Genomic DNA, 26,247 nt, shown 5'->3' on the forward strand with positions numbered 1-26,247 from the left:
ATAAATTATAATTATTCTTAAAATAATGATAATAACTTAATTATATATTATTTTAAAATTCTCATATATTCAATTAATAGATTTGCAGCATAATATAATATAAAAAACCTAATTGTTATTAATATTGTTCTTTTTATACTCCAGTTCTCACCTTTAAATCTATTGAAAAAAACATGAAAAATCCATATATAAACGTTGCCAATAAAGAGCTAGTAAAAGTATTCATAACAAAAAAATCCAAAATAAAATATCTATTATCATACACAAAAATATCCCTGAAATCAGTTAAACCATAGCTTTAAAGTATGTTTATAATATCACTGATCTCAGAAATATCTTTATCGCTATTTTCTAAATAAATTAGAAGCAGTATTCCTCCATTTTATGGATGGCATTGATTGTACTTATCTATAAAACCGGTAGCAGCTCCTTCTAATCCACCTGTTAGTGCTCCTTCCGGCCCCAATAATGCCCCAGCAATACCTCCTATTAATCCTCCTACGATGCCGCCTGCACCTGATGCTTGGGAATGAGCGTCTGTACTACAATCATCTTATTCTGGAAAAAGCCAACTTTTGGTTGTGAGTTACTACTTGAATCATCTGATGAGCATGCTATTTAGCAAAAAATCAAATATAATTTGTAAAAATATATAAATTATAATAAATAATAAAATAATGATAATAACTTAATGCTATATTATTATAAAATTCCCATATATTTAACTAATAAACTTCCAGAATAATATATTATAAAAAATATAATTGTTGATAATATTATTCTTTTTATACTCCAGTTCTCACCTTTAAATCTATTGTAAAAAAACATTAAAAATCCATATATAAACGTTGCCGATAAGGAGCTAATAAAAGTATGCATAACAAAAAAATCCAAAATAAAATAACTATTATCATAAACAAAAATATCCCTGAAATCAGTTGAACCATAGCTTTAAAGTATGTTTACAATATCACTGATTTCAGAAATATCTTTATCGTTATTTTCTAAATAAATTAGAAAAAGTGTCCCTCCACTTTGCGGATGGCATTGATTGTATTTATCTATAAAACCGGTAGCAGCTCCTGTTAGTCCGCCGCCTACTGCTCCTTCCGGACCAACTAATGCACCAATTAATGCTCCTGCGCCTGCCTTTATGGCAGCTGCTTCAACATAATCGCTTACTTCACAACTTGGATTCGGATGGCATTCATTGTACTTATCTATCAAACCGTTAGCAGCTCCTCCTAATCCGCCCACTAGTGCTCCTTCCGGCCCAACTAATGCACCACTTACTGCGCCTATGCCTCCGTGTATGGCAGCTGCATCAACATAATCGCTTACTTCACAACTTGGTGGCGTATGGCATTGATTGTATTTATCTGCCAAAGCGTCACCAGCTCCTGCTAGTCCACCTCCTATTGCACCAGCAACACCTCCTATTAATTCTCCGATGATGCCGCCTGCACCTGTTGCTTGGGAATGAGCGCCTGCGCTACAATCATCTTCTTCTGGAAAAAGCCAACTTTTTGGTTGTGAGTTATTAATTGAATCACCAGCTCCTCCTATTCCGCCGCTTACTGCTCCACCGAGTAAGCCAGCACCTGCACCTCCTGGTCTAGCAATAGAACCTCCAGCTGCGCCAGCACCACCTCCTAATATTGCTCCTACAATGCCGCCTTTACCTGCTGCTTGAGCATAAGCGTCTGTACTATAATCATCTTCTGGAAAAAGCCAACTTTTTGGTTGTGAGTTACTAATTGAATCATTTGATGAGCTTGAACTCCCCATTCCATTTTAATCCTCCTAATATCTATTAAAAAAATGCATCATAATGATACAGTGAAAACTGTTATTATTATGATGCCCAAAGAATGTCAAATATAATTTTAAAAAATATAAATAATAAATACATTATATCTATATTATAATAAAATGTATATTTTAATTAAGCAATAATAATATTTACAATACTGTTAAAATATGCGACATCCATCGCTCTTTCTCTTAACAAAATCATAAAATCAAATGAAGCATTCACAAGAAAAACCAGTAGCCTTCTCTTGGTTTACAAGAACAACAAAGAAATATATTTATTATGTCGTCGAACTCAGTTGCTGTTGTTTTGCGTTTGCTGGGTTTGGTAAACCCCTTTATCTTTCAAGCAATTATTGACCGTATTCTCCCTTTTCAGCGCCTTGAAAGTCTTTATGCTATTGTTGTCTTGATGGTTGCTATCATGCTGTTTAGCACTGCTCTTAGCGCTCTATCAGGTTACCTAGGCACTTATTTAGCCAATCGGCTTACCCTGGAATTTGGACGGCGTATTTATACCCATCTGTTAAGCCTCTCTTTGCATACCTTACGTCATTGGCAAGTGGGGGAACTGTTTTCGCGTATTGGAGAGGTTGATACAATTCGCGGTTTTTTAAGAAAAAAACTCTGTAAAAAAATAAATTTATATGGATTTAGTATAAACCAATATATCTCATTAAAAAATTAGTAATAAAAAACACAGTTATTGTTACTATTAACACTTTATTTTTAACATCATTTAACTTAACATTTTGAACCCTTAATAAAAAGACAAATAAAAATCCAAAAATAACTGTTAAAATTAATGATTTAATAACATTATCAATAACATCTATCATAAAAAAAATTCCAAATAAAAATATCATAATATACCTCTAAATTCTGCTTTATGCATAATTGTAAATATATTAGTATTTTTAATATATCCGTAATAATAGAAATTTAGAGGTATATTTTTAGATATTAATTATAATTTAAAACATTATTAAGTAGTTTTACTTTATGCATTGATCTTTCTTCTCGTAGAGACCATCACCAGCCGCTGTTACGGACGCTCCAACTACAGCTGCACCAATAATCCTTACAGCACGAATTTCTGGAAAGAAAATAGATGCTACCGTCATACCTAATGCTGTTGTTTGTGCAGTTCGACTTGCCTTCTGGGCTGAATGTGCAATATAATCACCAGGATGACATGTGTCCCAAAAACCGCTTGCACCATGTGAATCATGTGATGAGCTTGAACTACCCATTTTAACTTCTCCTTAAGTTATTAAAATAACGTATCATAGTGATACAGCTAAAATGGTTAGCATGCGGTTTAGAACACTATCAAATATAATTTTAATTTAAAATAAAATAAAAATAATGCATACATAATAAATACAGTATGTGTGTATTGTTTATACGTAAAAATATATTTTTATTAAATAATAATAATCTTTACAATACTGTAAAATATGAAAAACAGAGTTATCTTTCTCTTTTAAAAATCATAAAATCAAATGAACCCTTCACAAGAAAAACCAGTATCATTCTCTTGGTTTACAAGAACAACAAAGAAATATATTTATTATGTCATCGAACTCAGTTGCGTTGCTGTTGTTTTGCGTTTGCTGGGTTTAGTGAACCCCTTTATCTTTCAGGCAATTATTGACCGTATTCTCCCTTTTCAGCGCCTTGAAAGTCTTTATGCTATTGTTGTCTTGATGGTTGCTATCATGCTGTTTAGCACAGCTCTTAGCGCTCTATCAGGTTACCTAGGCACTTATTTAGCCAATCGGCTTACCCTAGAATTTGGACGGCGTATTTATACCCATCTGTTAAGCCTCTCTTTGCATACCTTACGTCATTGGCAAGTGGGAGAATTGTTTTCACGTATTGGAGAAGTTGACACAGTTTACGGGATTTTAACAGGAACTATTGCAACAACTGTACTGAATGTTCTGTTTGCCATTATTTACCTTGCAGCACTCTTTTCCATTAGTCCGAAACTTACCTTTATCGTCCTTATCATTTTACCCTTACAAATGGGCTCTTTAGCATCTGTTGGTCCCTTTTTACGCCGCCAATTACGCCGTGCATTCACTCTGCAAGCCGCCCATAAATCACGCCTTATTGAAAGTTTTAGTAATCTTGAAGCCATCAAAGCACACGTAAAAGAACCTGCTCATACGATACGGATGCAAGAAACTTTAGCCCGCAGTCTCGATCAAAGCCTTACAACGAGTAAATTTCATCTCTTGAATGGGGCTTTAAGCCATATTTTTGGTGATCTTTTCACCATTTTTATCATCTTTTTTGGCGCCCAAGCAGTGCTGCAAAATCAAATCACACTAGGACAACTTATTGCCTTTCATCTTCTTGCTGGCAATGTTTCTGGTCCTATCTTAAGCCTTGCCTCCTTATGGGAAGAATGGCAGCATTTAAAAATTTCTCGTCTTCGTTTGGGTGATATTCTTAACTCTCCTTCAGAATGGGAAACAGAAAAACCACCTCTTCAGCTCACTGCGTCCCCTTATCTTGAAGCGAAAAATATCTGTTTTTCTTATGGAGAAACACCTATTATTAACCATCTTGATATTTGTTTAAAACCTGGGCAACCCATTATGTTGCTTGGTCCTTCAGGCTGTGGAAAATCAACTTTAGCCAAACTCCTTTGCGCTCTTTATCCCCCAGCGAGTGGACAAATATTGATTAACAATCAATCTATACAGAATTTTGATATCCGTAGCGTTCGTAAAACAATCGCATATTTTCCTCAAAGTCCTTGTCTTTTTTCCGGAACCATTCTTGAAAATATGTATCTTGCCAAACCAAATGCTACTGAAGATGAAATCAATACTGCAATTCATGCTAGCGCTTGTTATGATCTCATTGCCCAATTGCCTCAAGGGCTCCATACCCAAGTGGGTGAGCAAGGGGGCTTTTTATCAGGTGGACAACGCCAACGCTTAGCATTGGCTTGTTTTTTTCTCATCGAACCACAGGTTCTTATCTTGGATGAACCTACTTCTGCATTAGATGACAGGGTCAGTGCACAAATTGTTGAACATTTATATAAACTTGCACAAGATCGTATTGTTCTCGTCATTACCCACAAAAGTGATCTTTTTCCCAAGCATGCAACCATATTAAATTTTACTGATCTGGAGGCAAAAAATGGCAGATAAGGCTCCCCATTTGCGCCCTTTATCGCCAACCCTTCATATGGTGGTCGCTGTTTTGGTTGCCTTATTCCTTTTTATTGTGATTGGTAGTTTTATCATAAAAACAGAGATTGTTGCACGGGGACAAGGAGCGGTTATTCCCACTTCCTATGTTCAATTGGTCCAAGCGCAAAATACAGGTCGTATTGAGAAAATTCTCGTAAAAGAGGGGCAATTTGTTCATCAAGGCGATCTCCTTATTCAATTAGATCCGCGTGAAGCCCTCAATGAACGCGCACGCGTTCAAGCCGATATCGCCCAACAGACTCTTCAAGCCCAAATTGCCGCTGCGATTTTAGCTGCCTTGAGTGAGCGAGAGCCTTTGGATAAAGATTTTGTAACCAAAGGGCTCGCTTATTTGCAGTTTCCTCCCTCAAGCAGTACGACAGCAAAAATGGAGGGAGAAAAACTCATCCACGCGACCCTTCAATCATTACAAGATAAAGTAAAAGCACTGAAAGCTCAAGCTGATCGAGTCACACGTAGCGGTGCTGTCCAATACGCACAATTGGATAAATTAAAAGATGATCAACAATTAAGCCAAGAAAAGCTCAAAGCTGCTAAAAGCCTGATGGAAACAAAAGTCATCAGCAACTCCCTTTATTTAGAGCGTTTACATGACTTTAAAAATGTAGAACATGAAATTTTAGCCAATCAAAGGCGTTTGGAAGAAAACAGCGCTGAAATAGAAGTGCTCCGCCAACAAAGACAAAGCCTTATTTCCGATGAAATCGCCCGCTATCAGCAACTTTCTCGTGAAACAGAACTCTCTCTGCAAGGATTAAAAGCCAAACTTGACAGCTGCCAATATCGTCTTGACCATTTATCACTTTATGCACCTGTTGATGGGCGCATTGATGATTTAAGTATCCACACTTTGGGTGGCTTTGTAGAAGCGGGGAAAACGCTCATGCGTATTGTCCCTGGTGCGGGCGGTCTCATTGTTGAAGCGTTTTTTGATAATAGAGATATTGGCTTTTTAGAAAAAGGACAACGTGCTTACGTGAAATTTTCTGCCTTTCCGCCTGAACGCTACGGTGTTGTCTATGGCACAGTTATGAATGTAGGTGCAACAGCTCGCCGTGAGCAAGAAATTAATGGTGCTTATGCTGTTTTAATCAAAATCGACCAGGATCACATCACTTTTAATCAGAAAGAGCTGAAATTTATTCCAGGCATGACTGTGACAGCTGATGTCATTACTTCAAAACGGCGTCTCATTTCTTATTTCTTTGAACCTATTACAAAAATTTTAGAACAATCTCTAAAGGAAAGATAATGTCTGTAAATGAAAATTTATCACCATCACTCATAGATCCTCTTACGGCTTTGGGTGCCATGATTATTTTAATGCTTCAATCCCACTTATACCGTCGCTGGCGAATTTGGGATATTGAACGAAACTTAGGTCCAGCTTTACAGACTGGGCAATATAAACTCTATAAAAATGAACGTGGAGAATTTTGCGCCTTTATCACTTGGGCTTTTTTAGATGAAAAAAATCATCACTCTATGCTTAAAACGGGAGAGTTTTTACCCGATGCCAATTGGCAGAATGGAAAATACGTATGGTTCATCGATTTTGTTGCACCTTATGGTCATACTGCTCATATTGTACGCGATATGCAACGAAACATATTTCCTGATCAGCGTTATTGTTATGCTGTACGACGTAATGAAGAGGGTGGAATACGAAAAATTGCACGCTGGTGTAGCTACAGAACACAAAATCCATCCAAATAGTTTTTATAAAATAAGTGAGTATAAATTCATTTAGAAACTCTTCTCATAATAGATTTGCTTAGATTTAACTTTTTTCCAAACCCATTTCAAAAACGATAGCGCAATCCACCAGAAAAACGAATTCCAATAAAACCAGCTTTAGTAAGCTTATGTTGATAGTTTAGATCACCGTGAAGTATAATTTTAGGAGATAACTGCGAGTGAATACCCAAACCAGCTTCTAAAGAAGAGCCAAAAGAACCTAACTGAAAAGCATCTTTAAAATGCACAAATTGCTTTCCTCCAAAACGGTTAGCAAAATGAACCCTGCCATACAAGGAAATGAGACGTTCCTTTTCAAGTTCTGCAAATGTCTTGGTTAAACGCCCACCAATACGCATTACCCATTGATCATGCTTTCCCATATCAACATCAAATCCGTCAATATCGCGTGCTTTATGAAACTGAAGATGTTGATAAACAAATTGAATTTGTGGATCAAAAACAAAACCTTTATACCCAGTCATAAATGCTTTACCAGCAGACAATGAAACATTTAAGAGTTTACCCTTTAATGTTGCCGCCCTTCCCCGTACAGAAGTGAGAACATCACCTTTTAAAAGGCCATAGGATAAAAGTCCATCCACATAAAAACCAACCTCATGTTCCACATTACCATAGGCTGTCACTGACTGTTTATGAAATATACTTTCTTGGCTTTGTTCAACATTCTGAGGTCGCAAAGAAAGTTTTCCATAGGTTCCCATAATGCCAAAGGATGTTGTACTGTATGCATTTTCAATTGTTTTAAATAAAATACCGGCCTCTATGGCATTATAATCAAGATCACCTGCATAACCATATTTAAGAGCGGAAAGATCTGGGACATAACGATGTTTTCCGCCATAACCATGAACAAATAAAGTAGGACCTCTATCAATCTGTCTACCAGAAACAGAGCGTATAGTTTTCAATTGCTCATTTTGATTATTAATATCCATCAAGCCAGCATGAAATAAAGCATTTGGTAAAAGAAGATAAGTTGGAATTTGTGGAACAACATCCCTCACTCTTAGCTCAAAATGAGAGAGTTTTGATGTCTTTTGAATGGGTTGAATATATTTACTTTCGAGGCGAAAATCCCAAAAACTCCCATCGCCTTTTACTAATCTTTGAGAATTCTTTGCTCTCCCAAGAGAAGAATCTGGGCCATACCCACGCAGATAATATTGGTAAGGAAAACCTTCCAACGCAATATAAGAGCTACTCAACTGAAAAGAATCTTCGGCTGCTTTTCCAGAGACTTGAATAAGTGAAATAGTTTTAGAATTTTCACCGCCTGCTGTCTCCCCTTGACTTGCTGTAATAAACTGCACATAAACTGTAGTTTTTCCGGAAACATCACCATGAATCAAAAGCCGGTCAGTCTTTTGATTATTAAGCGAGCCATCAGCACCTAGATGCGTATTGAGATAAATCCGTGCATTATCCTGAGCATTGTAAACTTCTCCCCCTCCCTTTCCAACATAAAGAGTCTGGTATTGTTGCAAAGTTGGATCTTCAAAGATAAGAGAACTGTCAGAAAGCTTTACAAATGAAATAGACGAATTTACACGGTTTAAATTTTGCGAATTTGCCTCTTTCCTTTTTGTCAAAATCCATTTTGACCCTCCTGTCAAATAAAGTTCCGCGACAGAATTATCTGTGACGCGTGTGCCCCCTATAAGGGAAGAAGAATCAGCTAAAATCGCTACAGAAGATCCCTCCTCCGATGTGAGTAATAAGTTACCAGTGATCTCTGTACCCTCTGTTAAGCCAATATAACCACTGCTCTTACGACTATGAATAGCTGTACCATTTGGAACATCAAAAGTTGTATTTTTCAGAAAAACAAATCCCTGTTGGTATTCATTGTTTTCTTTGTTCATATCAAAGTACATGCCATATTTGTTACCTGTAACAGTAACTTTCGAATCTTCAATATTAACGCGTGAAATTAAAATATTTTCCTCTCCGCTCCCACTTGATTGCGTATGAGCATCTAACCCCATCCATAAACCATGAATATCGGTTGCAACAACTTTGCTCTTTTTAAAAGAAATAGAGCCATGCTGATTTACATTAAAAACCGCAAGACCAATCCCATCGTCTTCATCTATATCGATTTGTTGATCTTTTGAAAAAATGCTAACCTCCTCTAAAGTCGCACGCCCCCTTATGCCTACATAAAGTGCTGCTGCATCTTCCACATCAATCGATCCCCCCGTCATCTTAATAATCGCATCGGCACCACTAAACAGAGCTACTCCTTGGTTAAAATCCTGCCCTTTCACCTTAATTTTCGCATTTGTTAAAAGGACAGATGCCCCTTGCTTTTCTGCATGAACACCTATTTCTATTGCCTCAACTGTTCCACGATTTATCTCGATTATTCCCTTATTAGCTCTCAGACCTGTTGACATATCCTTAAAAGTTGAATCATTCAAAACAACTTTTCCCCCTTGCGATGCAACAACACCATAAGTATTTTCTACATCATTAACACCGCTAATTTGTAGACGATTTGCTTGAATAACTGTACCTGCCTTCTGCGCAACTATGGCAGCAGAGAATATAAGAGAATTATCTCTTCCCTTTTCTTCTTTAGAGGATTTAACAAATTTGTATATTTTATCGCTAATTGTATGTTCTACACCATCACTACATTGATAAGGTAACTTTCCTTCCTCACATGGAAATAACATAGATGAAGAAGAACTCGCGTTAACATTTATATTCAATAAAAAAGGAAAAATAGCTGTTGTAAAAACGCACGCGCATAAGCGACTCTTAGATACCCTAATGATCATTCCTCTTCAAACTTTCTTTTTCTCAGCAAAACAAAAAATGCAGGAAAGAACAAACTATGGATCAAAACACGATGATATAAAATAAACAATAAGCTGCTTATCCGGCAAATTAAAGTATTCATAATACATTTTGTGTTTTATGTAAAGAGAGAATAAAATAAGAGAGCACAATTTACGCTTGCAACCTTTTAAAGATGTTGTTACAAAATAGTTAAGAAAGCCAGCATTATCTATCTTCAAAAAACAAATTTAGTAAAATTATACCTATAAAAATTTATAAAATAAAAACTCTGAAAAGAATTTTATATTAAACTAAATGTATTATTCTGAGAAAGAAATATTTAGCAATATGAACTGTATTGTATAAATATAAATGACAGATCGATAAAAAGTGAAACTACACGGATTCCTCCAATAGAAGCCTTGTAAGCTTATTAATATTTCTCATCCGCATTTTCCAAGATAGTTGAAGACTAAATGGAAATGGTGGATTGAAGAAACAATTTCGCACAGATAAGAAAACGCAAGAAAGTGGGATTTTTGCATTACCAGCAGAAAAATTTAAAGCTGGCATTCAGGTTGTTCTTTATGTTCTTTACAATGAGGACTATTCAAACGTCTATCGACATTCCGCTGAGGAATAATTGCATCAGTCTGACAAATCGGAAGATTTTCATGCTTCTCACATAATTTCACCATTCCAAATTTCTCATGGAAACCTGCTTGTATCATGCATAGACGCTTTGCCTCCTCTTCGTTTAATTTTTTATCGAGGCTCATTTCTATATTAAGACGACCATCAAGATGCAGTATTCCGCATTCTAGCAAAGCTTTTTTAATCTCAATTTGATCTGCTCCAGCCTTCTCCCATGCATCGACAACTGTTCGAGAAGGCTGTTCTGGGTAACATCCAGCCATAATAAATAAAATGATCCCGCTTAATAATTTAAAAATCCGCTTCATTTTTCTATCCTTGAATATTTGATATTAAAAGCAACCGATAAATTACTTTACATCCTGTCTTTTATTTCCAAAATAATGGTAGACGATATCAACCTTCATTATCATTTTGATATATCTCATTTTCACTACTTTCTGCCATTACATGTCAGAAATATAGTAGAATTACGGCTGAATTGCTCTTTCCTTAACATTATATCTATAATTATTATCGATATTCGCGTTACAACCTAGAGAGGTTTTATTCAAGTATTGTGTCACATTTGTACCAGCTATAGATAAACAGCATTGTCATAATGCTTTGAAGAAATAATCTCACACAGATACGTAAAAACATGAAGTTAGGGATTGTTGATCATTACCAGCAGACTTAAGGCGCACATGCATATTGTTCTGGATGTTTTACAATAAGGGCTATTTAAGCGCTTCTTGATACTTCTCTGTGGAATGACAGGCCAGGACAACAAATGGGAAGGTTTTCTTCTTTAAAAGTACAACATGACTTCCCTCATCGAAACTACTCCATCTCTATAGTAGAATCCTATCTGAAACATGCAGATATAAATCACTGTTTTTACATTGATGCTAACTTTTGTATTTTCTGTATTCTTATCATAAAGGATTGGCATTCCGCATTCCAACAATGTGCTTTTCTATCTCATTAAATCTGTACTAGACTTCTCTTACATAACTCACGTACTCTGGAGTCGGCTTGAACAAAATCATATCTAGTAACACTTACGGAGTAACAAGCCGGCACCATCATACTATCTATTTGCCAGACCCCAATGTTGCGACAGCCCTTGGCACCTAAGACGATTCATAAGAGCCATTTTACTCCTTTCTTGTACAGTTTTTATCCACACTCATCCCACTTTTGACGTGCAAGCAAGTGATTTTATCTGATTCAACATGGGAAAGATTTGAAATGAGATAATCTTAGGGTATTCGGGGTTCTAATTTAATATAAATAACGCAAAATTATTCATTATAAATCAATATGTTACTACAATTAACAGAATAAGCACACTCAATAATTTTAAGGTTTATTCTATTTTTTGCTCCATAAATTTTTAGAATAAATTGGTATAGAATTAGGTGAACATTAGCACCCTGTACATGTATCATCAACATGACCATAACAATTATGTGTACTAGGAAAATAACCCAATAATACTCTCCCTACCTCTTTAAGTAGACTCATGACTATAGAATTGTATCGGAAATATAAGTCGTATTATATAAATAAGAAATTTCTCTCTAAGGAGAGCTGATAAAAAGTAAGTGGATTATAACCAAACACCATATCAATAGAGTCAAGCACATGTTTTGTAAGTTGACATGATTTTTCTTATGATCATTTATGACATATAATATATTTGCTATCGATTGAGCGTGATTAGTTGTTTCCAAAGGATAGATCTCTGTTTTATTTGCTATACCGTGGATGCCATGCTTTACCAAATCACATAATCCATTGCCTATTGTTATAGTACCGCGGATGTGCAATCAATCAGCCCCCTTGTATTCCCATAACTATATATAAAATATGAAATTTCTTTATCGAATTACTCACCTCCAAAGTTTTGATAAAGTGCTACTCCTATCTCTACTTTCCATGAATCAACTTGTGGGAAAATGTAAAACAAAGCGGTTCATGATCATTATCAGTAAACTTGGACAGCAGTTCAAAGTGTTATTGTAGAAGATATAGACTTTCCTATTATAGTCTGCTTATGCTTCTTCTCTTCAGCTTTTAAATAATGATATTGAAGTATTAATTTTCCATTGTGCTCTGTTATAAGCTTCCCATTTTCATCTGTTAAATAAATTACATTTTCCTTTTTATTATGCTCAACTGTGCTTACAAGATACTCTAAATACAATTTTATAAATTTCATCTTAAGCTATCGAAATTCTTCATCTATCAATCTATTAATCATATCTAGGCTATTATAAATTATTCCCTCACCGGCTGTTTATCTATCGGTGCCACAGTCTAGTGGGCTGCTATGGTATTGCAGTTGAGGAAAGGAACCAGCCTAAAACCTTGTCCCATTTCTCTCTAACTGGCTTTACCGGTAAAAATGATGGTGCCATTGCTGATAATGGACTTGGTATAACCTTCCATTTCATCATGGGCTTTTCTGTGGCATAAAATATTATACGCCATATTGTTTTTGGCATCTCATCAACCCAAGCAATACTCAAACACTAGCTGTGCTAGCTTGCACATTCACGCGATGTTGCTCCCACGCTGGGAAAGACACAAGAACCCCTTATTCTTCATAATAAAGCAAAATCCGGATATTTATTAAAAATTCACATGTCAATTTATACTTGAATAATATCCATACAGTTTAGCATTCTGTTTTTATAAACCGTTTATTCTCTTCTTTCCTGAAGTCTTAATATGAAAGAAATACAAAGTTTTTCATCATGCAAATATTGTATAGCACAAATCAATTGCTTTTCCGATTATAAAAAACTTTTGATCATTCATTATAGCTTTTTCAGTTTTTATAAAAAATATTAAAATCAGTCGTTTTCTTATTTTAGATAAGACACCATTTTTCTTTAAAATATCGCTGCTGTATTACCCTATGTACTCTTCTCCTTTGAAATCCTTAAAAAAACGCTTTAATCTGACAGCATTTAAAAATTTCATAAATTTAAAAAAAGATAAAGCGTATTAATAAGAAAATACAACAAACCACCATAGATGCTTAAGATGACTATCATCTCACAATTTTTATTGTCATATTTGTTTTTAAAATGCACATCTTCTGCATTGTAAAATAAAAAACGCCCGAATTCTAAATTCAGGCGCTCTCCTCTTATTCTTTATGACATTTATTTAAATTATTCAGCAACGGCTTCAGTTGCCATATTTGTCAACATCGCCTTAGCTACCTCATTATTGCTAGATTTGCGACGCTCATCTACGATTAAATCATCACGAACTGCTGCAATACGGCGGATTTGTGCAATCGTTCCTCCTGTACCAGCTGGAATGAGACGACCAACAATAACATTCTCCTTAAGACCTTGCAAAGTATCAATTTTACCAGAAACTGCCGCTTCAGTAAGCACTCTTGTTGTCTCCTGAAAGGATGCTGCCGAAATAAACGATGGTGTTTGAAGAGATGCTTTGGTAATGCCAAGAAGGATAGGAGTCCCGGATGCAGGTCTCTTTCCTTCTGCAATCAAATTATCATTGATCTCATCAAGCTCAATACGATCAACATTATCGCCTGGAATATAACCAGAATCCCCAGATTCAGTAATTTCTACTTTTTGCAACATTTGGCGAACAATCACTTCAATGTGCTTGTCATTAATGAGAACACCCTGCAAACGATAAACTTCTTGAATTTCATTAACAAGATAAGACGCCAAAGCTTCAACACCCTTAATTGCCAAAATATCATGAGGTGCTGGGTTACCATCAAGGATATAATCTCCTTTTTCAATTTGGTCGCCTTCTTGGAAGTGAAACAACTTACCTTTGGGAATCAAATATTCTACTGGTTCAAGAGTTTCATCATTTGGTTCAATGATAATACGACGTTTATTTTTATAACCACGACCAAATCGAATTGTACCACTGACTTCAGCAATAATGGCGTGATCCTTCGGACGCCGTGCTTCAAAAAGCTCTGCCACACGTGGTAGACCACCTGTAATATCTTTTGTTTTAGCACTTTCCATGGGCAAACGCGCAATAACATCACCAGCCTTAACATGAGAACCAGGTTCAACAGACAAAATAGTTTCCACTGACATCATGTAACGGGCTTCACCTCCTTTATGCAATTTGGCAATGTTGTCACCTTTTTTATCCGCATGGATAATAATAGCCGGTTTTAACTCAGCTCCACGAGGATTCGCACGCCAATCAATCACCAAACGCTTCGTAATACCCGTAGATTCATCAGCTGTTTCAGTAACAGATAAACCATCAATCATATCCTCAAACCCTACATAACCTTCAACTTCAGTTAAAATCGGACGGGTATAAGGATCCCATTCTGCTATACGTTGGCCACATTTAACGACGTCACCATCATCAACAAAAACATGTGCACCATAACTCACACGGTGCACAACACGCTCTTTGCCGGTTTCATCCTTGATAAGGATAGCCATATTACGTCCCATAACCACCAAATGACCTTCAGAATTACGAACGACATTGCGATTACGAATCTCTACTGTACCTTCATAAGAAGCTTCTAAATGAGATGAATCAACAACTTGCGCCGTTCCTCCTAAGTGGAAAGTACGCATCGTAAGCTGGGTTCCCGGTTCACCAATTGATTGAGCAGCGATAACACCAACTGCCTCACCCTGATTAACTGGTGTCCCACGCGCCAAATCACGACCATAGCATTTGGCACAAACACCAAGACGCGTTTCACATGTTAAAGCAGAACGAATTTGAACAGATTGAATTCCGGCTTCTTCAATCTTAGCAACATCAGCTTCCTCAATCATTGCTCCACCTTCAAGGATAACCTCTCCAGAAGCCGGATGCAAAATATCAATAAGCGCTGTGCGCCCCAGAATTCTTTGCCCAAGAGACGCAACAATTTGCCCTGCATCAACAATCGGCTGCATAGTGAGCCCCTTTGCAGTACCACAATCAACAGCTGAAATAATAGCATCCTGTGCAACATCAACAAGACGCCGTGTAAGATAACCAGAGTTAGCTGTTTTTAATGCAGTATCAGCAAGCCCTTTACGAGCACCGTGTGTCGAATTGAAGTATTCGTTAACAGTTAGCCCTTCTTTAAAGTTTGAAATAATGGGGGTTTCAATAATTTCACCCGATGGCTTTGCCATTAATCCGCGCATACCAGCTAGCTGTTTCATCTGGTTGGCAGAACCACGTGCACCAGAATGCGACATCATATAAATAGAATTCATTGGACGCTGACGACCCGTTTTAGGATCAAATTCAACGGACTGAATGCGTTTCATCATTTCATCGGCAACGCGATCCGTACATTTACCCCACGCATCTACAACCTTGTTATATTTTTCACCTTGCGTAATCAGACCATCATTATATTGCTGCTCATATTCTTTAGCCAAAGCTTCTGTCTCTGCAACCAAACGTGACTTACTATCAGGAATAACCATATCGTCCTTGCCGAATGAAATCCCCGCACGACACGCATAAGAAAAGCCAAGTTGCATAATACGATCACAGAAAATAACTGTCTCTTTCTGCCCACAGTGCCGATAAACCTGATCAATCATTTTAGAAATATTCTTTTTAGTCATCTCTTGATTGACAGTATCAAATGAGATATTTGGATTTCTTGGTAAGAGCTCTCCAATAATTAAGCGACCAGGTGTTGTATCATAAAGTTTAGCAACCTCTTTTCCATCTTTGCCTATATTTTTAACACGACCTTTTATCTTCGTGTGAAGCGTTACAATCTTATTTTCCAAAGCATGATGGAGTTCACCCATATCGGCAAAAGCCATTCCCTCTCCTGGTTCTTTTTCAGAAACAATCGAAAGATAGTAAAGACCAAGAACCATATCCTGTGATGGAACAATAATCGGGGCACCATTGGCTGGATGAAGGATATTATTGGTTGACATCATCAAAACACGGGCTTCAAGCTGTGCTTCAAGAGAAAGCGGAACATGAACCGCCATCTGATCACCATCAAAATCCGCATTAAAAGCCGTACATACCAATGGATGAAGCTGAATAGCTTTGCCTTCAATCAAGACAGGTTCAAAAGCCTGAATCCCTAGACGGTGTAATGTCGGCGCACGATTAAGCAAAACAGGATGCTCACGAATCACTTCATCCAAGATATCCCAAACTTCAGGATGTTCTTTCTCAACAAGCTTCTTGGCTTGTTTTACAGTTGACGAATACCCCTTCGCATCAAGCCGTGCATAAATAAAAGGCTTAAATAATTCCAGAGCCATTTTTTTAGGAAGACCACATTGATGTAGTTTTAATTCAGGACCTGTCACGATAACAGAACGTCCTGAGTAATCAACACGCTTCCCAAGTAAGTTTTGACGGAAACGTCCTTGTTTACCCTTTAGCATATCTGAAAGAGACTTTAATGGACGCTTATTTGCCCCAGTAATTACACGCCCACGCCGACCATTATCAAACAATGCATCAACGGCTTCTTGTACCATACGTTTCTCATTACGTACAATAATTCCAGGAGCACGCAGTTCAATCAGACGCTTTAAACGGTTGTTACGATTTATGACACGACGATAAAGATCATTCAAATCTGAGGTCGCAAATCGCCCACCATCAAGTGGAACCAATGGACGTAAATCAGGTGGAATAACTGGTATCGTTTTCATAATCATCCACTCTGGTTTATTGCCAGATTCCAGAAAATTCTCAACGATTTTAAGCCGTTTAATCAGTTTTTTTTGTTTTAATTCCGACGTTGTTTCAGACAATTCAACGCGCAAATCATTGGCTATTTTCTCTAATTCCATACCTGCTAGAAGCTCATAAATAGCTTCAGCACCAATCATAGCCGTAAATTGATCTTCCCCAAACTCATCAATAGCAAGCATATATTCTTCTTCGGAAAGAAGTTGATGAAGCTTAAGGGATGTCAAACCGGGTTCTGTTACAATATAATTCTCAAAATAGAGAACCCGCTCAATATCCTTCAAAGTTAAATCTAAAAGCGTAGAAATACGCCCTGGTAATGATTTCAGAAACCAAATATGAGCAACAGGTGCTGCAAGCTCAATATGGCCCATGCGCTCACGACGCACACGCGAAAGTGTCACTTCTACACCGCATTTCTCACAAATAATGCCCTTATATTTCATGCGTTTATATTTACCACATAGACATTCATAGTCCTTAATCGGACCAAATATACGCGCACAAAAAAGACCATCACGCTCTGGCTTAAAAGTCCGATAATTAATCGTCTCAGGCTTCTTGATCTCACCGTATGACCAAGACAAAATCTTCTCAGGACTCGCAATGGAAATACGAATAGAGTCAAATGTCTGCGCTGGCGCTTGAGGATTGAAAAGATTCATGACCTCGTGGTTCATGCCGTTCTCCTTCAAAGATTCTTAGAACCTGTTGTAATATCTCATTTGTTTTATCACAGATGTTATTTAAAGCCTATTTCTACTTTTTAAAACTGTCTGTGCTCTCTTCATAAAAGTTTCTTGATTTAGCCTCTCAAGACAACCAGAGCGCACTCTTTCCAGCGCGCTCTTTGAATTATTATTCCGATGTATCAGATAATGCCCGCTGCGCAATAAGTTCACGTGCATCATCAAGTTCTACATTGAGAGCAAGTGAACGCATTTCTTTTACCAACACATTAAAGCTCTCAGGTATACCAGCTTCAAATGTATCATCACCACGCACAATTGCCTCATAAACTTTTGTTCGACCAGCAACATCATCCGATTTAACTGTCAACATTTCCTGTAGAGTATATGCAGCACCGTAAGCTTCAAGTGCCCAAACCTCCATTTCACCAAAACGCTGACCACCAAATTGCGCCTTACCACCCAATGGTTGCTGTGTAACAAGCGAATATGGCCCAATCGAACGCGCGTGAATTTTATCATCAACAAGATGGTGTAACTTCAACATGTAAATATAACCCACTGTCACCGGACGATCAAAAGGCTCTCCAGTACGACCATCGTAAAGCGTAACTTGACCCGAGCTATCCAAACCTGCATCCTCCAGCATCATATTGATATCAGCTTCATGCGCTCCGTCAAAAATAGGCGTTGCGATTGAAACACCTTTTTTCATCTGCTGCGCCAATTTGTAGAGGCTTTCATTATCATACTGACGGACTGGTTCATTATGATCATTATCAGGCATAAGATTTTCGATACGCTGACGCAGAGGCAGGATATCCCCAGTCTCTTGATATAACTCTAGCAAATCGCCAATCTTCTTGCCCATGCCAGCACATGCCCAACCAAGATGCGTTTCAAGAATTTGCCCAACATTCATACGACTAGGCACACCAAGCGGATTCAAAACAATATCAGCATGGGTTCCATCTTCAAGAAATGGCATATCTTCTACTGGAAGAATACGAGATACCACCCCCTTATTACCATGACGTCCCGCCATTTTATCACCTGGTTGGATTTTGCGTTTTACCGCCACAAAAACCTTCACCATTTTCATGACACCAGGAGGCATTTCATCTCCTCTTTGGACCTTTTCAACTTTATCCATAAAGCGACGTTGCAAGGCTTCCTTTGATTCATCATATTGCTTGCGCAAAGCCTCAATTTCATTCTGAAGCTTTTCATCCTCAACAGCAAATTGCCACCATTGTGAGCGCGGATACTGACCCATTATCGTATTATCAAGCTTCTTACTGCTTGCAAAACCTTTCGGTCCTTCTACCGCTACTTTACCTGCCAACATATCGGCAAGACGTGCATAAACATTGCGATCAAGAATTGACTGTTCATCATCACGGTCTTTCGCCAAACGCTCGATTTCCTCACGTTCAATTGCCATTGCACGTTCATCTTTTTCTACACCGTGACGGTTAAAAACACGAACTTCAACCACAGTTCCAAAAGTTCCTGGCGGCATTCGCATAGAAGTATCACGAACATCCGAAGCCTTTTCCCCAAAAATCGCGCGCAAAAGCTTTTCTTCTGGGGTCATGGGACTTTCACCTTTTGGTGTAATCTTACCAACCAAAATATCACCAGGTTGAACTTCAGCACCAATATAGATGATGCCAGCTTCATCAAGATTCCTTAATGCTTCTTCTGCAACATTAGGAATATCGCGGGTGATTTCTTCAGGACCAAGCTTTGTATCCCGTGCCGCAACTTCAAACTCCTCAATATGAATCGAAGTAAAGACGTCATCGGCAACAATGCGTTCAGATAACAAAATGGAATCTTCGTAGTTGTATCCGTTCCAAGGCATAAAAGCCACAAGCACATTCCGCCCAAGAGCTAAATCACCAAGATCCGTGGAGGGACCATCTGCAATAATATCCCCCTTTTCTATCCGATCCCCAACATGCACAAGAGGACGCTGATTAATACAAGTAGACTGATTAGAACGCTGAAATTTCTGTAAGCGATAAATATCAACGCCAGATTTTGAAGGATCTAAATCTTCTGTTGCACGAATAACAATACGGGTTGCATCAACTTGATCAACAATACCACTCCGCTTTGCACTCACAGCTGCACCAGAATCACGTGCAACAACAGATTCCATTCCCGTACCCACAAAAGGTGCTTCAGCACGTACAAGAGGTACTGCCTGACGTTGCATATTCGATCCCATCAGTGCACGATTGGCATCATCATTTTCCAAAAACGGAATAAGAGCTGCTGCGACCGAAACTAGCTGCTTTGGGGAAACATCCATCAAATCTACATGATCACGCGGTGCCATCAAAACCTCACCAGCATGACGACAAACAACGAATTCTTCTGTAAAGCGCCCTTCACTATCTAATGAAGAATTAGCCTGTGCTACATAGTGCTTTGATTCTTCCATAGCAGAGAGATAAATAACTTCTGTTGTTACTTTACCATCAACAATTTTACGATATGGACTTTCAATAAAACCATATTTATTGACACGTGCAAATGTCGCTAAGGAATTAATCAAACCGATATTAGGTCCCTCAGGCGTTTCAATTGGACAAATACGACCATAATGCGTAGGATGTACGTCACGAACTTCAAAACCTGCTCTCTCACGAGTCAAACCGCCCGGACCAAGAGCAGAAAGACGGCGTTTATGGGTAATTTCTGATAATGGATTGGTTTGATCCATAAACTGCGATAATTGCGAAGAACCAAAAAATTCGCGAACCGCTGCAGCAGCAGGCTTTGCATTTATTAAGTCCTGCGGCATGACTGTATCAATTTCAACCGATGACATACGCTCTTTTATCGCACGCTCCATGCGCAATAAACCAATGCGGTATTGATTCTCCATCAATTCCCCAACAGAACGAACACGACGATTGCCAAGATTATCAATATCGTCAATTTCACCACGACCATCACGCAATTCAACCAACATCTTAACAACAGCAAGAATATCTTCTTGACGCAAGATGCGAACAGTATCTGGACAATCAAGATCCATACGTAAATTCATCTTAACACGCCCAACAGCAGAAAGATCATAACGCTCAGGATCAAAAAATAATGAATGGAACATAGCTTCTGCTGTATCGATTGTTGGTGGCTCACCTGGACGCATTACGCGGTAAATATCAAACAATGCATCCTGTCGACTTTCATTTTTATCCACTTTTAAAGTATTGCGGATATATGCTCCAACATTCATGTGATCAATATCAAGGATATTGATCTGATCCGCATTAACATCAGATAAAACCTTTAATATTTTCTCATCAATTTCATCGCCAGCTTCAAGATAAATCTCGCCTGTCTGATAATTAACAATATCTTCTGCTAAATAGCACCCTAATAAATCATCCTCACTGACTTTAACTGCTTTTAGACCTTTTTCAGCTAAAGACTTTGCAATACGAACCGTTAGCTTTTTACCAGCCTCAGCAACAACTTCTCCACTGTCTGCATCAACAAGATCAGAAACGAGCTTCATTCCTTTAAAGCGATCAACAGAATAAGGAATACGCCACCCATCTCCATCTCGCTCATAAGTCACTTTCTTATAAAACGTCGACAAAATATCTGATGCATCCATGCCTAATGCCATCAAAAGACTCGTAACAGGAATCTTACGTCGCCTATCAATGCGGGCATAAATGATGTCTTTCGCATCAAACTCAATATCAAGCCAAGAACCCCGATAAGGAATAACACGCGCAGCAAAAAGAAACTTCCCCGATGAATGGGACTTCCCCTTATCATGATCAAAAAAGACACCAGGAGAACGGTGCATCTGTGAAACAATAACACGCTCTGTACCATTAATGATAAAGGTACCATTCGTCGTCATTAAAGGCATATCGCCCATATAAACGCCCTGCTCTTTAATATCTTTGATATCCTTCGAGCCAGTATCTTCATCAACATCAAAAACGATTAAACGTAATATCACTTTCAATGGTGCAGCATAAGTCAAATCACGCTGACGGCATTCCTCAACATCAAATTTTGGTAAATCAAATTCATAACCAACAAATTCAAGCATAGCTGTACCGGAAAAATCCGAAATAGGAAATACCGATTTAAAAACAGCTTGCAAACCTTCATCTGGTCGTCCACCTTTTGGTTCCTCAACCATGAGAAACTGATCGTATGACGCTTTTTGAACCTCAATAAGATTCGGCATCTCTGCTACTTCAGGAATCTTACCAAAAAATTTGCGTACGCGCTTACGACCATTGAATTGAGACATCATCGCTAGGGTCTGAGCCATCGTCGCTCCTTGATCTTTACTCTTCAAGGTAGACTACACCTTGAAAGCCTTATATCATTAACCTGCATATGCAGATCAGTTCACTTGCTACCCAATAAGGGCACTACCAACTTGTCCCACTTATAAAAAACATCTATTCAATGAGCTCTACAATGAGGGACTAAGAGCAAAAACCACTCCCAACAACTACTGGACAGCTGGGAAAAGTTCTTCATTAATCATTTCCCTTCTCGTTAGAAGAAAGGAAATCGGCGAACATAAATGCTCGCCGATAAAATCAAATTTATTTAAGCTCAACTTTAGCACCAGCAGCTTCAAGTTGAGATTTAATTTTTTCTGCTTCGTCTTTAGAAGCACCCTCTTTAATAGGTTTAGGTGCTCCTTCCACCAAATCTTTAGCTTCTTTAAGACCAAGGCCTGTAAGAGCGCGAACTTCCTTAATAACATTAATTTTTTGCGCACCACCTTCAACAAGAATAACATCAAATTCTGTTTTTTCTTCAGCAGCTGGAGCAGCAGCACCAGCAACAGCAGCTACAGCTACAGGAGCAGCAGCCGAAACACCCCATTTTTCTTCAAGCAACTTAGAAAGCTCTGCTGCTTCCAAAAGGGTTAGGTTAGAAAGGTCTTCTACGATCTTCGCTAGATCAGCCATTTTTAAATTCCTTCAATTAAAAGATTTGAACCATTGTTTAAACTTATTCAAAAAAAATAGAAAAGCACCAAAACTCTTCCATAAGTATGAATACAAAACAGTCTTAAGCCGCTTTATTCTCCTGAGCATATGCCCCAATAACACGTGCGACCTGACCACCAGGTGCATTAACAACCTGTGCGATACGGGTTGCAGGAGTAGAAATCATACCTACAAGTTTTGCACGCAATTCGTTTAGTGAAGGCAATGAAGCCAATGACTTCACAGCATCTACACTCAAAATTGTTGCACCCATTGAACCGCCAAGGATGACAAATTTGTCATTGGTTTTCGCAAAATCAACAGCAACTTTCGGTGCTGTAATTGGATCTTCCGAATAAGCAATAAGCGTTTGTCCCGTAAACAGACACGCTATTGATTCAGATTCCGTGCCCTGAAGAGCGATTTTAGCAAGACGGTTTTTGGCGACTTTAACGGCTCCGCCAGCTTCACCCATTTTTGAACGAAGATCGTTCATCTGCGAAACTGTCAGACCGGAATAATGTGCAACAACAACAGAACCAGACTTCTGGAAAGCCTCGTTAAGCCATGTAACAAATTCGCGTTTTTCCGCTCTATTCACTGTCTCTCTCCATTTAACAGATTTGCTTAAAACAAACCCGTTGGTTACCTTTGATAACATAAAATATCTTATGCCACCGATGAGGATCCTGTCCCCTTTTTCACGCACAGCGATTAAAGGCAACCCTGGCTCAAACCCTTTAAGTCTTTTAACTCTCAGTTCTTACCCCAGTCTCATGTAGGTTTTTTTGATTAAGATACTCCAATAGCATCACCCACAATCTCGGACAGGATATTCCGGAATTTCCTCCGGTATAACCTAAGCTCGATAAAGCCTAGATAACAAAATACCGATAAAAATCGATATTTTAAAATATAATTTTGATATTCATACACCCCAAACCAAATTATAAATCTGTTTAAACTCACTCTGAACGAACTGTTGTAGGATCAACTTTAACCCCAATCCCCATAGTTGAAGAAACTGCAACACGTTTAATATATTCACCTTTTGCACCTTGCGGCTTGGCTTTAATAACAGCACTGGCAAAAGCTTTAATATTTTCTACTATTTTTTCAACCCCAAAAGAAGCCTTACCAATACCAGCATGTACAATACCAGCTTTTTCAACACGAAATTCAACAGCACCACCTTTAGAAGCTTTAACAGCACCAGAAACATCAAGTGTCACAGTACCAACTTTTGGATTTGGCATTAAACTGCGTGGACCAAGAATCTTACCAAGACGACCAACCAGAGGCATCATATCCGGTGTTGCGATACAACGATCAAAATCAATCGTCCCTCCATTAATACTTTCAAATAAATCTTCAGCCCCTACAATATCCGCACCCGCAGCTTTAGCCTCATCAGCCTTATCCCCACGCGCAAAAACGGCGACACGAACATTCCGCCCCGTTCCATTGGGCAAATGAGCAACACCTCGAACCATTTGATCTGCATGACGCGGGTCAACACCCAAGTTCATTGAAATTTCAATTGTTTCGTCAAATTTAGCAACTGCACGCTCCTTAACCATCGAAACAGCATCATTTAAAGCATAAAGTTGATTAAAATCAACATCTTTGCGAATATTTTTTATTCTCTTTGCTAGTTTTGCCATAACATTAGCCCACCACTTCCAAGCCCATAGAGCGAGCCGAACCTTCAACCATACGCATCGCTGACTCAATGTCATTTGCGTTAAGATCTTTCATCTTTGCTTCTGCAATTGAACGTACCTTATCGCGCGAGATGCTCCCTACAGATACTTTACCAGGCTCTTTTGAACCAGATTTTAAATTTGCTTCCTTTTTTAAGAAAAAGGATACAGGAGGAGTCTTTAAAGAAAAGGTAAAAGACTTATCTTGGTAATAAGTGATCACAACTGGAATCGGTGCACCCTTTTCCATTTCTTGTGTAGCTGCATTAAATGCCTTACAAAATTCCATAATATTAATACCGCGCTGACCAAGAGCTGGACCAATCGGTGGAGATGGAGTAGCAGCTCCTGCAGGAACCTGCAACTTAAGCTGACCTATACTTTTTTTTGCCATAACAATCTGCCTTCAATTTTACTGGTATACGGACACTTACTTGACCGACACCTGCTGCAGTTGAGTGGTTCGGTTCATTAAGCTGACAAAAGCCATAAATCACCTCCCACCAATTACTCAAAGTGATAAAAACCACTTTAAGTCTCATCAGAGTTTTTCAACCTGATCAAACTCTAAATCAACAGGCGTAGGACGCCCAAAAATGAGCACCTCGACCTTAAGGCGAGAGCGCTCTTCTTCAACCTCTTGAACAATACCATTAAACGAAACAAAAGGACCATCAGCAACGCGAACCTGCTCTCCTACTTCAAACAATACAGAAGATTTCGGAGTATCAACGCCTTCTTGAACCTGTTTAAGAATTTGCTCAACTTCTCGATCAGAAATGGGAATGGGACGTGAATCTGACCCCAAAAAACCCGTCACTTTAGGTGTATTTTTAATGAGATGATAAACCTCATCTGTCAATTCAGCACAAACAAGAACATAACCAGGAAAAAATTTCCGCTCAGCATCAACCTTGCGTCCACGACGAACTTCTACAACACGCTCTGTGGGAACAAAAATCTTTTCAAACAGATGATCAAGCCCCTTCTGTTTTGCTTCCTTCTCAATAGCTTCCGCTACCTTCTTTTCAAAATTTGAATATGCCTGAACAATATACCAACGAGTAGCCACAGTCACACTTCCTTGCACTTTCAACTAAAAAGATATTTTAGAAGATCAATAACCCGCCAAACACCAAAATGCATAATTTGATCCACAACAAAAAAGAAAGCCGAAGCTAATGTCGTTACTAACAACACCATAACAGTCGAAATCACTGTTTCACGACGCGTAGGCCACTTCACCTTAACTGTTTCTGCATAAACCTGCTTTAAAAAGGTAATCGGATTGGTTTTAGATGCCATTAGTCACACTATACTCTTTCTAGCTTTATTGTGTTTATACAACAAAATAAATACAACAAAAATGCGAAAAGGCAATCTTAAACCTTATGCACCTTATGCAGCTTCCTCATTCTCTATTCAATAACGATTCACACACAAAAAAACAAGCCCCATAGAAAAAAAAGAGAGTAAGGCAGTAAAAAAACCACCTCCAATAATTAAAACTCATTTCTCTCTGGCAGGGGCAGCAGGGCTTGAACCCGCGACCTGCGGTTTTGGAGACCGCCGCTCTACCAACTGAGCTATACCCCTAACTTTTTATTAAATCATACCATCAAATCCCCTCAAAGAGCATTACTTACTCAATGATCTTAGAAACGATACCGGCACCAACAGTACGACCACCTTCACGAATAGCAAAGCGAAGTTTCTCTTCCATAGCAATAGGAACAATCAATGAAACATCCATCGCAACATTATCACCTGGCATAACCATCTCCGTACCTTCTGGTAGCGTCACAATCCCTGTAACATCAGTGGTGCGGAAATAAAACTGAGGACGATAATTCGTAAAAAAGGGAGTATGACGACCACCTTCATCCTTTGTTAAAATGTAGGCCTCTGCTTTAAA

Annotated in this window: 17 protein-coding genes, 1 tRNA gene and 1 pseudogene; 5 read left to right on the forward strand and 14 right to left on the reverse strand. The window is 38.3% G+C overall.

Annotated features, from left to right (window positions below; all coding sequences use genetic code 11):
* The first annotated feature begins 398 nt into the window (after nucleotides 1–398).
* Complete coding sequence (locus PVV68_RS06895) at nucleotides 399–533, forward strand: hypothetical protein (RefSeq protein ID WP_273720991.1); 135 nt, start codon at nucleotides 399–401, stop codon at nucleotides 531–533.
* Nucleotides 534–951: 418 nt separating this feature from the next.
* On the opposite strand, the gene PVV68_RS06900 is transcribed toward PVV68_RS06895, so the two are convergent.
* Nucleotides 952–1,788: a hypothetical protein gene (locus tag PVV68_RS06900; RefSeq protein ID WP_273720990.1), complete on the reverse strand. Its 837-nt coding sequence runs from the start codon at nucleotides 1,786–1,788 to the stop codon at nucleotides 952–954.
* Nucleotides 1,789–2,095: 307 nt separating this feature from the next.
* On the opposite strand from PVV68_RS06900, the gene PVV68_RS06905 reads away from it, so the two are divergent.
* Complete coding sequence (locus PVV68_RS06905; RefSeq protein WP_273720989.1) at nucleotides 2,096–2,500, forward strand: ABC transporter transmembrane domain-containing protein; 405 nt, start codon at nucleotides 2,096–2,098, stop codon at nucleotides 2,498–2,500.
* Between the two features lie 307 nt (nucleotides 2,501–2,807).
* On the opposite strand, the gene PVV68_RS06910 is transcribed toward PVV68_RS06905, so the two are convergent.
* Nucleotides 2,808–3,065, reverse strand: coding sequence for a hypothetical protein (locus tag PVV68_RS06910; RefSeq protein ID WP_273720988.1), 258 nt, complete (start codon nucleotides 3,063–3,065; stop codon nucleotides 2,808–2,810).
* Nucleotides 3,066–3,317: 252 nt separating this feature from the next.
* Between PVV68_RS06910 and PVV68_RS06915 the strand changes: the two genes are divergently transcribed.
* From PVV68_RS06915 to PVV68_RS06925, 3 genes are read left to right on the forward strand one after another with little or no spacing between them, the layout of a single operon-like run.
* Nucleotides 3,318–4,985 carry a peptidase domain-containing ABC transporter gene (locus tag PVV68_RS06915; RefSeq protein WP_273720987.1) on the forward strand — a complete coding sequence of 556 codons (1,668 nt, stop codon included), beginning with the start codon at nucleotides 3,318–3,320 and terminating at the stop codon, nucleotides 4,983–4,985.
* Nucleotides 4,975–6,300: an HlyD family type I secretion periplasmic adaptor subunit gene (locus tag PVV68_RS06920; RefSeq protein WP_273720986.1), complete on the forward strand. Its 1,326-nt coding sequence runs from the start codon at nucleotides 4,975–4,977 to the stop codon at nucleotides 6,298–6,300. Before PVV68_RS06915 ends, PVV68_RS06920 begins: the two co-directional genes overlap by 11 nt.
* On the forward strand, nucleotides 6,300–6,764 hold the full coding sequence (locus PVV68_RS06925) for a toxin-activating lysine-acyltransferase (protein ID WP_273720985.1): 465 nt from the start codon (nucleotides 6,300–6,302) through the stop codon (nucleotides 6,762–6,764). Before PVV68_RS06920 ends, PVV68_RS06925 begins: the two co-directional genes overlap by 1 nt.
* 86 nt (nucleotides 6,765–6,850) lie before the next feature.
* Here PVV68_RS06925 and PVV68_RS06930 read toward each other — a convergent pair whose 3' ends face one another.
* The 12 genes and pseudogenes from PVV68_RS06930 to tuf form a co-directional block, all read right to left on the reverse strand.
* Nucleotides 6,851–9,592, reverse strand: a complete 2,742-nt coding sequence (locus PVV68_RS06930; protein WP_273720984.1) for an autotransporter outer membrane beta-barrel domain-containing protein — start codon at nucleotides 9,590–9,592, stop codon at nucleotides 6,851–6,853.
* 561 nt (nucleotides 9,593–10,153) lie between these two features.
* Nucleotides 10,154–10,555, reverse strand: a complete 402-nt coding sequence (locus PVV68_RS06935; protein ID WP_273720983.1) for a hypothetical protein — start codon at nucleotides 10,553–10,555, stop codon at nucleotides 10,154–10,156.
* A 2,859-nt stretch (nucleotides 10,556–13,414) separates the two neighbouring features.
* Nucleotides 13,415–17,626 (reverse strand): DNA-directed RNA polymerase subunit beta', encoded by a 4,212-nt coding sequence (gene rpoC / locus PVV68_RS06945; RefSeq protein WP_273720982.1) that lies wholly within the window; start codon nucleotides 17,624–17,626, stop codon nucleotides 13,415–13,417.
* 178 nt (nucleotides 17,627–17,804) lie between these two features.
* Nucleotides 17,805–21,953 (reverse strand): DNA-directed RNA polymerase subunit beta, encoded by a 4,149-nt coding sequence (rpoB, locus tag PVV68_RS06950; protein ID WP_273720981.1) that lies wholly within the window; start codon nucleotides 21,951–21,953, stop codon nucleotides 17,805–17,807.
* Nucleotides 21,954–22,236: 283 nt separating this feature from the next.
* Nucleotides 22,237–22,608 (reverse strand): 50S ribosomal protein L7/L12, encoded by a 372-nt coding sequence (rplL, locus tag PVV68_RS06955; RefSeq protein ID WP_004860149.1) that lies wholly within the window; start codon nucleotides 22,606–22,608, stop codon nucleotides 22,237–22,239.
* Between the two features lie 103 nt (nucleotides 22,609–22,711).
* A complete protein-coding gene (rplJ, locus tag PVV68_RS06960) occupies nucleotides 22,712–23,230 on the reverse strand; it encodes a 50S ribosomal protein L10 (RefSeq protein ID WP_273720980.1) in 519 nt (172 codons plus the stop codon).
* 364 nt (nucleotides 23,231–23,594) lie between these two features.
* Nucleotides 23,595–24,293 (reverse strand): 50S ribosomal protein L1, encoded by a 699-nt coding sequence (gene rplA, locus PVV68_RS06965; protein ID WP_273720979.1) that lies wholly within the window; start codon nucleotides 24,291–24,293, stop codon nucleotides 23,595–23,597.
* Between the two features lie 4 nt (nucleotides 24,294–24,297).
* The gene (gene rplK / locus PVV68_RS06970; protein WP_183228998.1) at nucleotides 24,298–24,726 is read right to left on the reverse strand and encodes a 50S ribosomal protein L11; all 429 of its coding nucleotides are present in this window, start codon (nucleotides 24,724–24,726) and stop codon (nucleotides 24,298–24,300) included.
* Nucleotides 24,727–24,873: 147 nt separating this feature from the next.
* Nucleotides 24,874–25,404: a transcription termination/antitermination protein NusG gene (nusG, locus tag PVV68_RS06975; RefSeq protein ID WP_273720978.1), complete on the reverse strand. Its 531-nt coding sequence runs from the start codon at nucleotides 25,402–25,404 to the stop codon at nucleotides 24,874–24,876.
* 20 nt (nucleotides 25,405–25,424) lie between these two features.
* Nucleotides 25,425–25,637, reverse strand: coding sequence for a preprotein translocase subunit SecE (gene secE, locus PVV68_RS06980; RefSeq protein ID WP_273720977.1), 213 nt, complete (start codon nucleotides 25,635–25,637; stop codon nucleotides 25,425–25,427).
* 215 nt (nucleotides 25,638–25,852) lie between these two features.
* A tRNA-Trp gene (locus PVV68_RS06985) sits at nucleotides 25,853–25,928 on the reverse strand.
* Between the two features lie 46 nt (nucleotides 25,929–25,974).
* A pseudogene (gene tuf, locus PVV68_RS06990) lies at nucleotides 25,975–26,247 on the reverse strand (elongation factor Tu); the annotation flags it as partial.

The sequence above is a fragment of the Bartonella sp. ML69XJBT genome, from assembly GCF_028618515.1.
Lineage (GTDB): Bacteria > Pseudomonadota > Alphaproteobacteria > Rhizobiales > Rhizobiaceae > Bartonella.

Coding starts and splice junctions, on each gene's coding strand:
- PVV68_RS06920 (WP_273720986.1), top strand. CDS start 4,975: ATGGCAGATAAGGCTCCCCATTTGCGCCCTTTATCGCCAACCCTTCAT.
- PVV68_RS06915 (WP_273720987.1), top strand. CDS start 3,318: ATGAACCCTTCACAAGAAAAACCAGTATCATTCTCTTGGTTTACAAGA.
- PVV68_RS06930 (WP_273720984.1), bottom strand. CDS start 9,592: ATGATCATTAGGGTATCTAAGAGTCGCTTATGCGCGTGCGTTTTTACA.
- rpoB (WP_273720981.1), bottom strand. CDS start 21,953: ATGGCTCAGACCCTAGCGATGATGTCTCAATTCAATGGTCGTAAGCGC.
- PVV68_RS06910 (WP_273720988.1), bottom strand. CDS start 3,065: ATGGGTAGTTCAAGCTCATCACATGATTCACATGGTGCAAGCGGTTTT.
- rpoC (WP_273720982.1), bottom strand. CDS start 17,626: ATGAACCACGAGGTCATGAATCTTTTCAATCCTCAAGCGCCAGCGCAG.
- PVV68_RS06925 (WP_273720985.1), top strand. CDS start 6,300: ATGTCTGTAAATGAAAATTTATCACCATCACTCATAGATCCTCTTACG.
- secE (WP_273720977.1), bottom strand. CDS start 25,637: ATGGCATCTAAAACCAATCCGATTACCTTTTTAAAGCAGGTTTATGCA.
- rplL (WP_004860149.1), bottom strand. CDS start 22,608: ATGGCTGATCTAGCGAAGATCGTAGAAGACCTTTCTAACCTAACCCTT.
- rplK (WP_183228998.1), bottom strand. CDS start 24,726: ATGGCAAAAAAAAGTATAGGTCAGCTTAAGTTGCAGGTTCCTGCAGGA.
- PVV68_RS06905 (WP_273720989.1), top strand. CDS start 2,096: ATGTCGTCGAACTCAGTTGCTGTTGTTTTGCGTTTGCTGGGTTTGGTA.
- PVV68_RS06900 (WP_273720990.1), bottom strand. CDS start 1,788: ATGGGGAGTTCAAGCTCATCAAATGATTCAATTAGTAACTCACAACCA.
- PVV68_RS06935 (WP_273720983.1), bottom strand. CDS start 10,555: ATGAAGCGGATTTTTAAATTATTAAGCGGGATCATTTTATTTATTATG.
- rplA (WP_273720979.1), bottom strand. CDS start 24,293: ATGGCAAAACTAGCAAAGAGAATAAAAAATATTCGCAAAGATGTTGAT.